We start from the raw sequence: 13,447 nt of genomic DNA, 5'->3' as shown, positions 1-13,447 counted from the left end.
CGCTCCCGGCCGAGGCCCCCCGTGGCGGGCCTGTTCCACAATGGGGGCCGCGTTCCCCTCGCGCGACAGGAGAGCAGCATGACCGTCATCGCGGCGTCCGGCGACACCTGGGGCATCTCCGGCCCCACCTTCCTCCGGGTCTACCTGCTGGCGGCCCTCGTGGTCGTCGTCGGCTCGATCGTGCACCGACGCCGGGTCCTCGCCGGGCCCCCGGCCGCCGACGTCAGCCAGCTCGATCCCCAACGGGCGGCCTTCCTCAACGGCGGCAACCAGCTCGCGATCTGGGCCTCGCTCGGCGGCCTGCGCGGCGCCGGGATCGTCGGCGTCCAACCCAACCGGCGGCTGGCGGTCGGCGGCCAACTGCCGGCCGGTTCCACCCCGCTGGACAGGGCGATCCACCACGCCGCCAGCCGCCACCTGTACGCCAGCGAACTGGGCCGCGACAGGTCGGTGCTGCGGGCGCTCGAACAACTGCGTGACGGCCTGCAGCGGCAGGGCCTGGCGCTGACGCAGGCGGAGCGGCTCTCCGCCCGGCGCGGGTCGTTCCTGCTGCTCTCGCTCGTGCTGCTCGGCGTTGCCCGGGTCGTCGCCGGGCTGGCCAACGACCACCCGGTCGGCTTCCTGATCCTCGTCCTGATCCCGCTGGCCGTCGCCGCCGCGCTGATCGCCCGGGTGCCCTGGCGGACCCGGGCCGCCGACGTGGCCCTACGCGAGCTGCGCCGGCGCAACCTGCACCTCGCCCCCGCGTCCGCCCCGGCCTACGCCACCTACGGAGCGGCCGGCGCGGCGCTGGGCGTCGCCCTGTTCGGCACCGCCTCGCTCTGGGCGATGGACCCGGGCTTCGCCGAGCAGGCCGAGATCCAGCGGCAGGCGCTCTCCTCCGGTGGTGCCTCCAGCGGCGGCACCTCGTGCGGCGGCGGGGGGAGCTCGTGCAGCGGCGGCAGCTCCTGCGGGGGCGGGGGCGGTTGTGGAGGCGGGTGCGGCGGATGACCGGCCCGGGAACCGCCACGACCGACCCGGGTGCCCGGGCGGGCCGGGACGCGGGCGGGGCGGCCGGGGCCGGCCCGGGTCCCGCCGGGGTCGGCATCGGTTGGCGGCCGGAGATCGCCGGCTTCGTCGCCGAGCTGCCGGGGCTGCGGTTCGTCGAGGTGGTGGCGGAGGCCATCGCCCCGCAGGGGCCGCCGCCGGCCGGGCTCGCCGAACTGGTCGAGCGCGGCGTCACCGTCGTACCGCACGGTGTGCGGCTCTCCCTCGGCGGCGCGGAGCCGGTCGACCCGGCCCGGGTCGCCCACCTGGCGCGGGTCGCCGAACTGGTCGGGGCGCCGTTGGTCAGCGAGCACATCGCCTTCGTCCGGGCCGGCGGGCTGGAGGCCGGTCACCTGCTTCCGCTGCCGCGCAGCCGGGAGGCCGTCGCCGCGGTGGTGGCAAACGTCCGCCGGGCGCAGGCCGAGCTGCCGGTGCCGCTGGCGCTGGAGCCGATCGCGGCGCTGTTCGACTGGCCGGACGACGAGCTGGACGAGGCGGACTTCCTCACCGAGATCCTGGACGCCACCGGCGCGACGCTGCTGCTGGACATCGCGAACGTGCACGCCAACGCCCGCAACCGGGGCACGGACCCGCTCGCCCTGCTGGACCGGCTGCCGCTGGACCGGGTCGCGTACGTGCACGTCGCCGGCGGCGCAGAGCAGGGCGGCTTCTACCACGACACGCACACCGACCCGGTGCCACCGGTCGTGCTCGACCTGGTCGGCGCGCTGTGCGCCCGGCACCGCCCACCGGCGCTGCTGCTGGAGCGCGACGGCCACTGGCCGCCCGCGCCGGAGCTGCGCGCCGAGCTGGACGCGATCGCCGCCGCGTCCGGGTACCCGGTGGTGACGTGAGCGACGACCGGGGGCACCCCGCCGCGACCCACCGGCCCGGCACCCTGGCCGCCCGGCAGGCCGAGCTGGTGGCGACCCTGGTCGCGGGCGGGCCGCTGCCACCCGGGTTCGCCCCGGGGCCGGTCGACGCCGCCCGCCGGGCCCTGCTGCGCAAGCGGGCCGGCGACGTGGCCCGGCACTGGCCGCTGCTCGCCGCCGGCCTCGGCGCGGCCTGGCCGGCGACGTTCGCCGGATGGGCCGCCGGCCGGCCCACCAACGGCTCGCTGCGCGACGGCTGGGACCTGGCCCGGGAGCTGCGCGAACGGGGCCAGTTGCCGCCGCTGGGCGCCGAGGAACTGGCCGCCCGGGAAGCGGCCAGCCGTTACGACGGCGCGGGGGCGCCGCGCCGCCGCCGGCTGCCGTCCGTGGCCCGCACCGGCGGCGCCGTCGCGGTGCAGCTCGCCGGCCGGGTACGCCTGCTGCGCCCGGCCCGTCGCTGACCGACTCCCGCGACGTACGGCAGGATCGGTCCCATGGATCTGGGACTCACCGACCGGGTGTACGTGCTGACCGGCGCCTCGCGCGGGCTGGGCTTCGCCACCGCCGAGTGTCTCGTCGCCGACGGGGCGCGGGTGGTCGTCTCCGCCCGGGCCCCCGAGCGGGTGGCCGAGGCGGTGCAGCGGCTCGGCGGCCCGGAGCGGGCCATCGGCCTGGCCGCCGACCTGGCCGACCCGGCCGCCCCCGAGCGGCTGGTCGCCGCTGCCCGGGAACACTTCGGCCGGCTCGACGGCGCGCTGGTGTCGGTCGGGGGCCCACCCACGGGCACCGCGGCCGGGGCGACCGACGCGCAGTGGCGCGAGTCCTTCGAGACCGTCTTCCTCGGCACCGTCCGCACCGCCCGGACGGTCGCCGCCGGGCTGTCCGACGGCGGCGCGATCGCGCTGGTCCTGTCCAGCTCGGCGCGCGGCCCACTGGCCGGGCTGGGCATCTCCAACGGGCTGCGGCCGGGACTCGCCGGGGTGGCCAAGGACATGGCCGACGAGTACGGCCCCCGGGGCGTGCGGGTCGTCGGCCTGCTCCCGGGACGGATCATGACCGACCGGAACCGGGAGCTGCTCGCAGCCTCCGGGGACGAGGGGCGGGCCCGGGCCGAGGCCGAGGCCGGCATCCCACTGCGCCGCATCGGCGAGCCGGCGGAGTTCGGCCGGGTCGCCGCGTTCGTCCTCTCCCCCGCCGCCGGCTACCTGACCGGGATCACCCTCCCGGTCGACGGCGGCGCGCTGCGCGGCCTCTGATGCCCGCCCGCGCGCCCGGGCCCAGCCGGGAGCCGACGCCGACCGTTCCGGCACCGGCTGGAACGACGCCGAGCGGATCTGCCCCGACCGAACCGACGCCGGCCGGATCTCCGCCGACCGGAACGAAGCCGAGCGGATCTGCCCCAGCCGGAGCGAAGCTCGCCGGAACGAAGCCGACCGGAGCGGCCCCGGCCAGGTCCGGCGGGGCGGACCGGGGCTGGCGGCCGACGCGGGAGGAGTTGGCCGCCGCAGCGGACCGGATCATCCCCGATGTCATCGCGCCGGGGCTGACCGTGCTCTTCGTCGGGATCAACCCCGGGCTCTGGTCGGCGGCGACCGGCTGGCACTTCGCCCGGCCCGGCAATCGGTTCTGGCCGGCCCTGCACCGGGGCGGCTTCACACCCCGGCAGCTGCACCCGAGCGAGCAGGACGCGCTGCCCGGGTACGGGCTGGGCATCACCAACATGGTGGCCCGGGCCAGCGCCCGGGCCGACGAGCTGACCGCCACCGAACTGGTCGACGGGGCGGAGATCCTGGCCGACAAGGTGCGGCGGCACCGGCCTGCCTGGGTGGCGGTGGTCGGGGTGACCGCGTACCGGATCGGGTTCGGTCGGCCGAAGGCGGCCTTCGGGCCGCAGCCGGAACTGCTCGGCGACGCCCGGCTGTGGGTGCTGCCCAACCCGAGCGGGCTGAATGCCCACTTCACGGCGGAGACCCTGGGCGTGGCCTTCGGCGAGCTACGCGCCTCGACCGGCGGCCCGGCCTGACCCCGGCCGGCAGAACGGGCCGGTCAGTTGGCGGTGGCCGGGGGCATCGCCTCGTCGGCGACGTAGTTGGCCATCGGCATGGTGATCACGGTCTCCCGCCCGGTCGCGTCGACGTACGGCGCGGGCGACTCGGCCAACGCGAACTGGGTGCGGTACAGCTCGGCGTAGAGCCCACCGACGGCGACCAGTTCCTCGTGCCGGCCCCGCTCGATGATCCGGCCCTCGTCGAGGACCAGGATCTGGTCGGCGTCCCGGACGGTGGAGAACCGGTGCGCGATCACCAACGCGGTACGCCCGGTCAGCGCCACCGACAGGGCCCGCTGCACCGCCGCCTCGCTCTCCGAGTCCAGGTGCGCGGTCGCCTCGTCGAGGATCACGATCGACGGGGCCTTGAGCAGCAACCGGGCGATCGCGATGCGCTGCTTCTCGCCGCCGGAGAAGCGGTACCCCCGCTCGCCGACGGTGGTTGCCAGCCCGTCGGGCAACGACCGGACCAGGTCGGCGACCTGCGCCCCCGCGAGGGCCGCCCAGATCTCGTCGTCGGTGGCGTCTGGTTTGGCGTAACGCAGGTTCTCGGCGATCGTCTCGTGGAAGAGGTGGGAGTCCTGGGTTACCACGCCGATCTCGTCGCGCAGCGAGGCGAGCGTGGCGTCCCGGACGTCGACCCCACCGACCAGCACCCGGCCGTCGCTGACGTCGTAGATCCGGGAGATCAGCATGGACAGGGTGGACTTGCCGGCACCGGACGGGCCGACCAGGGCCACCATCTGGCCCGGCTCCACGGCGAACGAGACGCCCTTGAGCACCGGCTCGTTGACGGTGCGGTCCAGCGTGGTGACCTCCTCGAGGGAGGCCAGCGACACCTCGGCGGCGCTCGGGTAGCGGAACCGGACGTCGTGGAACTCGACCCGGCCGTTGCCGCGCGACACGGCGACGGCGTCCGGCTTCTCCTCGATGCCGGGGCGCAGGTCGAGCACCTCGAAGACCCGGTCGAAGGAGACCAGCGCGCTCATCACGTCCACCCGGACGTTGGACAGCGCGGTCAGCGGGCCGTAGAGGCGGGTGAGCAGCAGCGCCAGTGTCACCACCGTGCCGGCGCTGACACTGCCGGTGACCGCGAGCCAGCCGCCGAGGCCGTAGGTGAGCGCCTGGGCCAGCGAGGCGACCAGCAGCATCGCCACGAAGAACGTCCGGGAGTACATGGCTGACTGGATGCCGATGTCGCGGACCCGCTCGGCCCGGCCGGCGAACCGGCGCGCCTCCGCGTCGGGCGAGCCGAACAGCTTGACCAGGAGCGCCCCGGCCACCCCGAACCGCTCGGTCATCGTGGCGCTCATCTTGGCGTTGAGGTCGTACGACTCGCGGGTGATGTCGGCCAGCCGTCGGCCGACCCGGCGGGCCGGGATGATGAAGATCGGCAGCAGGATCAGCGACAGCACGGTGATCTGCCAGGAGAGGGTCAGCATCACCACGGCGGTGAGCACCAGCTGGATGACGTTGCTGACCACCCCGGAGAGGGTGGAGGTGAACGCCCGCTGCGCCCCCATCACGTCGTTGTTGAGCCGACTGACCAACGCGCCGGTCTGGGTGCGGGTGAAGAACTGCAGCGGCATCCGCTGGACGTGGTCGTAGACCCGGGTCCGCAGGTCGAGGATGATTCCCTCGCCGATCCGGGCCGAGTACCACCGCTGGGCCAGCGAGAAGAGCGCGTCGGCGACCGCCAGGGCGGCGATGATCAGGGCCAGCCGGACCACGGTCGACCCGGCGTCCGGGCCGCTGCGGCTGATCGCGTTGATCACGTCACCGGCGAGCACCGGGGTGGCGACGCCGATCACCGCGGCGATCACCACCGTGACCAGGAAGACGACCATGTCCCGCCGGTAGGGCCGGGCGAACTCGACGATCCGCCGGGCGGTGCCGCGCTTGAGCCGGTGGGCGGAGACCTCGTCCCGGTTGCGCATCGACCGGATCATGTTCCAGCCGCCCATGCCGCCGTCAGACATCGCGCGTCACCTCCGGGTCGTGGGCGGACTCGTGCCGTCAGGGTCGATTCTCCCGACGCCTACGACAACCTTGGCCGTAACCCGATTCTTCCCGGGCAGTCCTTACTGTCCGGGCCCGCCCGGCCAGACCGTCTCGGCCTGCCCGGCGCGGCTATTCGCCGCGGCCGGCCAGGTCTCGGAGGCGGCGGGTCTGGGCCTCCCGCTCGGCCCGCTGCTGCTCAACGTGGGACCGGCCGGCGGCGCCGGCGAGCAACGCCTTGATCTCCACCACGGCGTTCCGGTCGTTGGCGAGCAGACCGGCGGTGAGGTCACGCACAGCGGCATCCAGCTCGGCGTTCGGCACCACCAGGGTGGCCAACCCGAGCCGGTCGGCCTCGGCGGCGTCCATCCGCCGGCCGGTGGCGCAGATCTCCAGGGCGCGGGCGTAGCCGACCAGCTCGACCAGCCGTTTGGTGCCGGCCAGGTCGGGGACGAGGCCCAGGGTCACCTCGGCCATGGAGACCTTGGCGTCAGCGGCCAGCACCCGCAGGTCGCAGGCGAGCGCGAGCTGGAACCCCGCGCCGATGGCGTGCCCCTGCACGGCCGCCACCGAGATCACGTCTGGCCGATGAAGCCAGGTGAAGCCGCCCTGGAACTCCGCGATCCGGTCGGCGCACTCCTGCTCGGGCAGGGTGGCCAGCTCGGCGAAGGAGCCTGGGCCGGCGGCACCGGCCACCGACAGGTCGAGACCGGCGGAGAACGCCCGCCCCTCGCCGCGCACGACGACGACCCGCACGTCACCGGGCAGGTCGCGGGAGAAGTCGCTCATCGCGCGCCACATCGCCGGGGTTTGGGCGTTGAGCACGTCGGGCCGGCACAACGTGACCGTCGCGACCGGCCCGTCGCAGTCGAGTCGTACCCCGGCCGCGCCGGGGGTCACCGGGCGGCCCGGGGGACGGCGCTGGTGGACGACGTCGGTGGGCGGGTCACGCCTTCTTGCGACGCCGGGCACCGCCGCGCTGACGCAGCTGGACACCGGACTCGGTGAGCACCCGGTGGATGAACCCGTAGGAACGCCCGGTGGAGGCCGCGAGCGCGCGGATGCTCTCCCCCGAGGTGTACCGCTTTACCAGGTCCTTGGCGAGCGTCTGACGCTCGGCTCCGACGATCCGGCGACCCTTCTCAGTGCTGGTGGCTGTGCCAGTGGCTGCCATGCTGATTCCTCACGTCCCAGACTGTGCGGTTCGGATACGGTCCCACCTATTAGACCGCCTCGAACGATCATGCGCCAGATATCAACTATTCGCCAACCGACACGCTATGCAGTGTCGGTTAACCGATAGGGTGACGGTTGCGGGCGGCTGACTGTGCCCATGCGGGCGGCGGCCGGGGCGGGCGCGGCGGCCGTACCCTGCCTGGCGTGACCGACCTGATCGCGACCGCGGCCGCCGCGGCGCTGGTGTTCGCCGCCACCAACGTCGACGACGTCATCGTGCTGACCGTGCTCTTCGTGGCAGCCCGGAGCACCGGGCGGCCCCTACCGTGGCACATCGTCGGCGGCCAGTACCTGGGCATCGGCGCGCTGGTCGCCGCCGCCGGAGTGGTCGCCGCCGGGCTGCTCGTGGTGCCCGACCCGTGGACCGGCCTGCTCGGCCTGCTGCCGATCGCGCTCGGCGTGCGGGCCCTGCTGGCCCGGCGCGACGACGCCGAGCCGCCGGCCGTGGTCGGCGGGCTGCTGGGCGTGACCGGGGTGACGATCGCCAACGGCGCCGACAACATCGCCGTGTACGTGCCGGTGTTCCGCGCCCTCGACCCGGTCGACGGACTGGTCTGGCTGATGGTGTTCGTCGCGCTGGTCGGGCTGTGGTGCGCGGTCGCCGCCGGCCTCGGCGGCCACCCAGCGGTGGTCCGGCTGGTCGGCCGGGCCGGCCACTGGCTGGTCCCGGCCGTCTTCGTCGCCATCGGCGTGGTGATCCTGGTCAGCTCCGGCGTGCTGACCCACCTGACCACCTGACCCCGCCTGGACCCCGCCCGACCGCCTGACCCCGCGCCGCCCCGCCCCGCCCCGCCGGGAGATCATGGAGTACGGCGCTTCGCGAAAGGTGCGTAAAGTCGCTTTCCGCCCGGCACTGCTCCACGATCGACGCGGCGGGCGGCTCAGGCCAGCTCGACCAGTTCGAGCAGGTCGTCGCTCCACGCGTCCTCGTCGCCGTCGGGGAGCAGGATCGCCCGGTCCGGCTTGAGCGCCAGCACCGCGCCGGGGTCGTGGGTGACCAGCACGATGGCGCCCGGGTAGTTGGCGATGGCGTCGAGCACCTGCTCCCGGCTGACCGGGTCGAGGTTGTTCGTCGGCTCGTCGAGCAGCAGCACGTTGGCGCCGGAGCAGACGAGGGTGGACAGGGCCAGCCGGGTCTTCTCCCCACCGGAGAGCACCCCGGCCGGCTTGTCCACGTCCTCGCCGGAGAACAGGAACGCGCCGAGGATCTTCCGCAGCTCGGTGTCGGTCTGCTCGATGGCGGCGGCGCGCATGTTCTCCAGCACCGTCCGGTTCACGTCCAGGGTCTCGTGCTCCTGGGCGTAGTAGCCCAGCCGCAGCCCATGCCCGGCGTGCACCTCGCCGGTGTCCGGCTTGAGCAGGCCCCCGAGCATCCGCAGCAGGGTGGTCTTGCCGGCGCCGTTCAGGCCGAGGATGGCCACCCGGGAGCCCCGGTCAACCGCCACGTTGACGTCGGTGAAGATCTCCAGCGAGCCGTACGACTTGGACAGCCCGGACGCGGTGAGCGGCGTCTTGCCGCACGACGCGGGGTTCGGGAAGCGGACCTTGGCCACCCTGTCGGAGACCCGGACCTCCTCCAACCCGGAGATCAGCTTCTCGGCCCGGCGTGCCATGTTCTGCGCGGCGACGGTCTTGGTGGCCTTGGCCCGCATCTTGTCTGCCTGGGCCATCAACGCGCCGGCCTTCTTCTCGGCGTTGGCCCGCTCCCGGCGGCGGCGCCGCTCGTCGGTCTCCCGCGCCTCCAGGTACGCCTTCCAGCCCAGGTTGTAGACGTCGACCACGGAACGCGTGGCGTCGAGGAACCAGACCTTGTTGACCACCGACTCCAGCAACGCGCCGTCGTGGGAGATCACGATCAGCCCACCCTTGTGGTTGGCGAGGAAGCCGCGCAGCCAGGTGATCGAGTCGGCGTCGAGGTGGTTGGTCGGTTCGTCGAGCAGCAGGATGCCGCCACCGTTCTCCCCGGCGTCGCGGAACAGGATCCGGGCCAGCTCGATGCGGCGGCGCTGACCGCCGGAGAGGGTGCCGATGGTCTGGGCGAGGGCCCGGTCGGGCAGGCCGAGGTTGGCGCAGATCCGGGCGGCCTCGGCCTCGGCCGCGTACCCGCCGAGGGCGGCGAACTGGTCCTCCAGGGCGCCGTAGCGGCGGACCAGCTTGTCTTCGACGCTGTCGGCGAGCCTGGCCTCGACCTCCTGCATCTGGGCCATCAACACGTCCAGGCCCCGGGCGGAGAGCACCCGGTCCCGGCCGGTGACCTCAAGGTCACCGGTGCGTGGGTCCTGCGGGAGGTAGCCGACGGCGCTGCGCCGATCGATCTGCCCGGCGTACGGCTGCCCCTCCCCCGCGAGCACCTTCAGGGTGGTGGTCTTGCCGGCACCGTTGCGGCCGACCAGGCCGATGCGGTCGCCCGGCTGCACCCGCAGGGTGGTGTCGGACAGCAGGATCCGGGCGCCGGCGCGCAGCTCCAGGCCGGTGGCAGTGATCATGTAAGGGGCTCGCTCTCGAATTCTGGAAGGGCTGACTCAGGGCACGCGAAAGCGCCGGCGGGTCGGTGGTTCCCGTCGGCGCGGGGCGGTTCAGCCTTCGCAGAGCAGCACGCCGCAATTGTACCGGGCGTCCCCGAGGACGGCGCCACGGTTACCGATCAAGATCATCGGGTACCAGAAACGCCGTCCGGACCCGGTCCGGTACCGCAACCGCCAAACGTGATGAATCGGTGATCGGGGTCAACATGGAGCTGAACGAGAACGCGCGGGTCGACACCAGTCAGGTGGACGATCGGCGGGGGTCCGGAGGAGGCGGCGGCCTGGGTGGCATCCCCATCCCGATCGGCGGTGGGCGCGGCGGCATCGTCGGCATCATCGTCGCGGTGCTGGTCGCCCTGGTCGGCGGCGGCTTCGGCCTGAACGCGATGACCGGGGGCGACGGCGGCGCCAGTCAGGGCGACAACACCCAGCTGGAGCAGAAGTGCTCGGCCGACGACGCGCTGAAGCAGCTCGACTGCCGCAACAACCTGTACGTCAACTCGATCCAGGCGTACTGGCGCACCGCGCTGCCGGAGGCCTTCGGCGAGCAGTACAAGGCCTCGAAGACCGTCTTCTTCAGCCAGGGCGTCAACACCGGCTGCGGCCAGGCCGACTCCGGCGTCGGGCCGTTCTACTGCCCCGCCGACGACCTGGTCTACATCGACCTGACCTTCTATCAGCAGCTCGCCGACCAGCTCGGCGCGAAGGGCGAGTTCGCCCAGCCGTACGTGCTGGCCCACGAGTACGGCCACCACGTGCAGGACCTGCTCGGCACCGAGGCACAGATGCGCCGCCAGCAGCAGCGCGACCCGAACAACGCCAACGCGCTGTCGGTGAAGCTGGAACTCCAGGCCGACTGCTACGCCGGCGCGTGGGCCAAGAACGCCACCGGCACCGCCGACGAGAAGGGCCAGAAGATCTTCAAAAGCATCACCGAGCAGGACATCCAGGAGGCCATCGACACCGCCGAGAAGATCGGCGACGACGCCATCCAGCAGCGCTCGGGCCGCCCGGTGAACCCGGACGAGTTCACCCACGGCACGTCCGAGCAGCGCAGGCAGTGGTTCACCAAGGGGTACGACACCGGCGACCCGAAGTCCTGCGACACCTTCGGCGGCAGCCTCTGACCCGCCGCCCCGGCACACGCGGGACGGGCCCGGTCGCCACCACGGCGACCGGGCCCGTCCCGTCCTGCGAGAGGACTCAGATCTGCTGCCACAGGGCGGGGACGTTCGGCGGATCCCAGCCCACCTGGGCCGTGTGCCCCTGCAGGCACCGGTACGACTGGCCGGCGTAGACCACCGTCGCCCCGGCGGCGTACGAGGTGCCCGCCTGCCAGGTCGTGTCGCCCGGCGGGGTGCCGGTCGCGGTGGGCGTCGGCGTCGGGCCACCGGAGGTGATCAGGCTCAGCCCGTACGCGGCCAGGATCGGGTTCACCGGCTGGAAGTACATGGTCCCGCCGCTGGTGCAGTTGCCCGAGCCGCCGGAGGTGACCCCCTGGGCCTGGCTGCCGGCCAGCCAGGAGCCGCCGGAGTCACCCGGCTCGGCGCAGGCGTTGCTGCGGGTCAACCCGGAGACGGTGCCCTCGGGGTAGGTGACGGAGGCGTTCTTCTGCTGGATGGTGCCGCAGCGCCAGCCGGTGGTGGACCCGGACCGGCAGACCGCCGCGCCGACGGCGGCCTCGGTGCTGCCGGCCACGGCGACCGTGCCGCCGGTGTAGTTGTTCACCAGCCCGCGCGGGGTGTTGCCGGCGTCCACCTGCACCCAGGCGTAGTCCCGGCCGGGGAAGGTGGAGCCCCGGAACGTGCCGCCCGGCTGGGAGGTCCGGGCACCCGTGCTACCGCAGTGCCCGGCGGTGACGAACCCGCCCTGCACGGAGAAGCCGATCGAGCAGCGGCTGCTGCCGATGTAGTACGCGTTGCCGCCGATCACGTCGGCGTACGGCCGGGGGTCCTCCGTGGTGGCCTGGACCCGGACCGTGCCGGCCGGCGCGCCGGCGGCGAACGCCTCGGCCTCGGCGCCGCCGCCGGGGCGGGCCAGCACCACGACGCTGTTCGTGGGCAGGTCGGCGTACCAGCCGACCACCCCGTCGGGCACGTCGCCGGCCCGCCGGTCCAGCCGGTCCACCACCGCCGCCAGGGCCTGCTCGCCGTGGCGCACCCGCACCGGGACCGCGCCGAGGCCACGCACCGTCGCCGCGTCGGCGGCGGTGGTGATTCCGACGGTCACGGCGGCGCCGTCGGGCGTCACCCAGGCACCCCCGTAACGACTGCCGAGGGTGGCCGTCAGCACCTGCTGGACCCGGCCGGCCCGGGCATCGGTGTCGAGCCGGGCTCGGGCCTGCGTCGGGGTCAGCCGCAGGTCCCGCTGGAGTGCGGCGAACATATCCGGCGCGATGCCGGCGGGGGCCGTCACGCCGGCCGGGCCGCCGGCGGCCGGACCGGCACCGGGGTCGGCCTGCGCGGTCAGGGTGAAGGTGAGCACCGTGGCGGCGGCACCCAGAAGGGCGACGGCCATGGTGGCGGGTCGTCGGCGCATGGGGATCTCCTCGGGGACGGGGGAGGGAGCGGGTGGGCGGTGGGCGCGGTTGACCGCCCGCCCGCCGCGCTACCGGCGAGCCAACTTTTGTTGTTAACTCTGTTGCCAGTACGGTAAGTGAGGTATCCGGATGCGTCAATACGCACCCCGATCGGCCGCATCCGGCTGCCATGACCGCCTGGAGTGGCCGTTGTCCACCTCGCCCCACCCCGCCCCGGCCCGCCGCCGGGCAGACCCCGGCCCGCCACCGGCTCTGCCCCGCCACGAGCTGGACGTCCCCGCGTCCGACGAACTCCCGCTCGCCGTCGGCTCCTTCGCCGAGCTCGGGCCGCTGTCGCGCGCCGACTTCCCGCACCGGCACACCTTCTACGAGCTGGTGTACGTGACCCACGGGCACGCCACCCACGTCGTCGACCTCGTCGCGTACGCCGTCCGGCCGCCCCAGCTCTTCCTCGTCACCCCCGGCCAGGTGCACCACTGGCGCGACGCGGACGACCTGCGGGGGGACGTCGTGCTGTGCACCCCCGAGTTCCTGCTGGCCGACCCGGGCGACCGGGACGCGCTGCACCGCTCGGGCCACCGCTCGTGGCACCCGCGCGACGCCGCACACGCGGTCCGGATCCGGTCGGTGCTGGAACGGATGGCCGGGGAGCGACGCCGGGCCGAGCCGGGCTGCCGCAGCGTGCTACGGGCGTACCTGCACATCCTCGTCGTCGAGGTGGGCCGCTCGACGCCGGCCGGACCGGCGGTTCATCCTTGCGGCGACGGCCCGGCGCACGCGGGCCGGGCCGCAGCGGTGGCCCGCCGCTTCGACGAGCTGCTCGCCGAGCCGGCCCTGCTCGGCGAACCGACCCATGCCTACGCGCGCCGCCTCGGCGTCTCGGTGCGGCACCTCAACGAGGCGGTCCCCCGGGCCACCGGCGCCACCCCGGCCCAGCTCATCCGCCAGGCCCGGGTGCTGGAGGCGAAGCGGCTGCTGGTCCAGACCGACCTCACCGTGGCCCGGATCGCCGCCCGGCTGGGCTTCGCCGACGCCGCCTACTTCTGCCGGTTCTTCCGCCGTGAGGTCGGCGACACCCCCGGCGGCTTCCGCCGGCACGGTGGAAAACACCACGACCCGGGCATCGATTACATCGACGCGGACGGATAGGCCTCCCTAGGGTCGGTGGCAGCGGCCGGCCCGACCGGGTCGGCTCGGAAGGTCA

At 74.0% G+C, this 13,447-nt stretch carries 13 protein-coding genes; 8 read left to right on the top strand and 5 right to left on the bottom strand.

All coding sequences use genetic code 11. The annotated features are described in order from the left end of the window. The first annotated feature begins 78 nt into the window (after positions 1 to 78). The 5 genes from ACFYZF_RS23075 (at position 79) to mug (ending at position 3,921) form a co-directional block, all read left to right on the top strand. Positions 79 to 990, top strand: coding sequence for a TIGR04222 domain-containing membrane protein (locus tag ACFYZF_RS23075; RefSeq protein ID WP_387023943.1), 912 nt, complete (start codon positions 79 to 81; stop codon positions 988 to 990). Next, on the top strand, positions 987 to 1,880 hold the full coding sequence (locus ACFYZF_RS23070; RefSeq protein ID WP_387023941.1) for a DUF692 domain-containing protein: 894 nt from the start codon (positions 987 to 989) through the stop codon (positions 1,878 to 1,880). Before ACFYZF_RS23075 ends, ACFYZF_RS23070 begins: the two co-directional genes overlap by 4 nt. After that, positions 1,877 to 2,359, top strand: coding sequence for a hypothetical protein (locus ACFYZF_RS23065; RefSeq protein ID WP_387023939.1), 483 nt, complete (start codon positions 1,877 to 1,879; stop codon positions 2,357 to 2,359). Before ACFYZF_RS23070 ends, ACFYZF_RS23065 begins: the two co-directional genes overlap by 4 nt. A 33-nt stretch (positions 2,360 to 2,392) precedes the next feature. After that, positions 2,393 to 3,154, top strand: coding sequence for an SDR family oxidoreductase (locus ACFYZF_RS23060; RefSeq protein ID WP_387023937.1), 762 nt, complete (start codon positions 2,393 to 2,395; stop codon positions 3,152 to 3,154). Positions 3,155 to 3,393: 239 nt separating this feature from the next. After that, positions 3,394 to 3,921 (top strand): G/U mismatch-specific DNA glycosylase, encoded by a 528-nt coding sequence (mug, locus tag ACFYZF_RS23055; RefSeq protein WP_387023935.1) that lies wholly within the window; start codon positions 3,394 to 3,396, stop codon positions 3,919 to 3,921. A gap of 23 nt (positions 3,922 to 3,944) precedes the next feature. Here mug and ACFYZF_RS23050 read toward each other — a convergent pair whose 3' ends face one another. From ACFYZF_RS23050 to ACFYZF_RS23040, 3 genes are all read right to left on the bottom strand, one after another. Beyond that, positions 3,945 to 5,924: an ABC transporter ATP-binding protein gene (locus tag ACFYZF_RS23050; protein ID WP_387023933.1), complete on the bottom strand. Its 1,980-nt coding sequence runs from the start codon at positions 5,922 to 5,924 to the stop codon at positions 3,945 to 3,947. A 151-nt stretch (positions 5,925 to 6,075) separates the two neighbouring features. After that, entirely contained in the window at positions 6,076 to 6,843 is a 768-nt protein-coding gene (locus ACFYZF_RS23045; protein ID WP_387023931.1) for an enoyl-CoA hydratase/isomerase family protein, read from the bottom strand. A 46-nt stretch (positions 6,844 to 6,889) separates the two neighbouring features. Beyond that, the gene (locus tag ACFYZF_RS23040; protein WP_007462679.1) at positions 6,890 to 7,117 is read right to left on the bottom strand and encodes a helix-turn-helix domain-containing protein; all 228 of its coding nucleotides are present in this window, start codon (positions 7,115 to 7,117) and stop codon (positions 6,890 to 6,892) included. Between the two features lie 206 nt (positions 7,118 to 7,323). Here ACFYZF_RS23040 and ACFYZF_RS23035 point away from each other — a divergent pair, with 206 nt between their 5' ends. Beyond that, positions 7,324 to 7,917 carry a cadmium resistance transporter gene (locus ACFYZF_RS23035; protein ID WP_387023929.1) on the top strand — a complete coding sequence of 198 codons (594 nt, stop codon included), beginning with the start codon at positions 7,324 to 7,326 and terminating at the stop codon, positions 7,915 to 7,917. A gap of 143 nt (positions 7,918 to 8,060) precedes the next feature. Here the strand turns inward: ACFYZF_RS23035 and ACFYZF_RS23030 are convergent, their stop codons facing one another. Further along, on the bottom strand, positions 8,061 to 9,665 hold the full coding sequence (locus tag ACFYZF_RS23030) for an ABC-F family ATP-binding cassette domain-containing protein (RefSeq protein WP_350888137.1): 1,605 nt from the start codon (positions 9,663 to 9,665) through the stop codon (positions 8,061 to 8,063). 245 nt (positions 9,666 to 9,910) lie between these two features. Between ACFYZF_RS23030 and ACFYZF_RS23025 the strand changes: the two genes are divergently transcribed. Further along, positions 9,911 to 10,831: a neutral zinc metallopeptidase gene (locus ACFYZF_RS23025; protein ID WP_387023983.1), complete on the top strand. Its 921-nt coding sequence runs from the start codon at positions 9,911 to 9,913 to the stop codon at positions 10,829 to 10,831. 76 nt (positions 10,832 to 10,907) lie between these two features. Here ACFYZF_RS23025 and ACFYZF_RS23020 read toward each other — a convergent pair whose 3' ends face one another. Beyond that, a complete protein-coding gene (locus ACFYZF_RS23020; RefSeq protein WP_387023926.1) occupies positions 10,908 to 12,242 on the bottom strand; it encodes a carbohydrate-binding protein in 1,335 nt (444 codons plus the stop codon). 190 nt (positions 12,243 to 12,432) lie between these two features. Here ACFYZF_RS23020 and ACFYZF_RS23015 point away from each other — a divergent pair, with 190 nt between their 5' ends. After that, positions 12,433 to 13,392, top strand: coding sequence for an AraC family transcriptional regulator (locus ACFYZF_RS23015; protein ID WP_387023924.1), 960 nt, complete (start codon positions 12,433 to 12,435; stop codon positions 13,390 to 13,392). Positions 13,393 to 13,447 lie beyond the last annotated feature (55 nt).

This window comes from Micromonospora sp. NPDC001898, assembly GCF_042891255.1.
Classification (GTDB): Bacteria; Actinomycetota; Actinomycetes; order Mycobacteriales; family Micromonosporaceae; genus Micromonospora.
Note: the sequence above shows the minus strand (reverse complement) of the source record. Positions and strands in the feature narration are given on the sequence as shown.

Bases quoted from the DNA above. Each gene is read 5' to 3' on its own strand.
- ACFYZF_RS23070 (WP_387023941.1), top strand. From the start codon at position 987: ATGACCGGCCCGGGAACCGCCACGACCGACCCGGGTGCCCGGGCGGGC.
- ACFYZF_RS23020 (WP_387023926.1), bottom strand. From the start codon at position 12,242: ATGCGCCGACGACCCGCCACCATGGCCGTCGCCCTTCTGGGTGCCGCC.
- ACFYZF_RS23075 (WP_387023943.1), top strand. From the start codon at position 79: ATGACCGTCATCGCGGCGTCCGGCGACACCTGGGGCATCTCCGGCCCC.
- ACFYZF_RS23040 (WP_007462679.1), bottom strand. From the start codon at position 7,117: ATGGCAGCCACTGGCACAGCCACCAGCACTGAGAAGGGTCGCCGGATC.
- ACFYZF_RS23050 (WP_387023933.1), bottom strand. From the start codon at position 5,924: ATGTCTGACGGCGGCATGGGCGGCTGGAACATGATCCGGTCGATGCGC.
- ACFYZF_RS23025 (WP_387023983.1), top strand. From the start codon at position 9,911: ATGGAGCTGAACGAGAACGCGCGGGTCGACACCAGTCAGGTGGACGAT.
- ACFYZF_RS23030 (WP_350888137.1), bottom strand. From the start codon at position 9,665: ATGATCACTGCCACCGGCCTGGAGCTGCGCGCCGGCGCCCGGATCCTG.
- ACFYZF_RS23060 (WP_387023937.1), top strand. From the start codon at position 2,393: ATGGATCTGGGACTCACCGACCGGGTGTACGTGCTGACCGGCGCCTCG.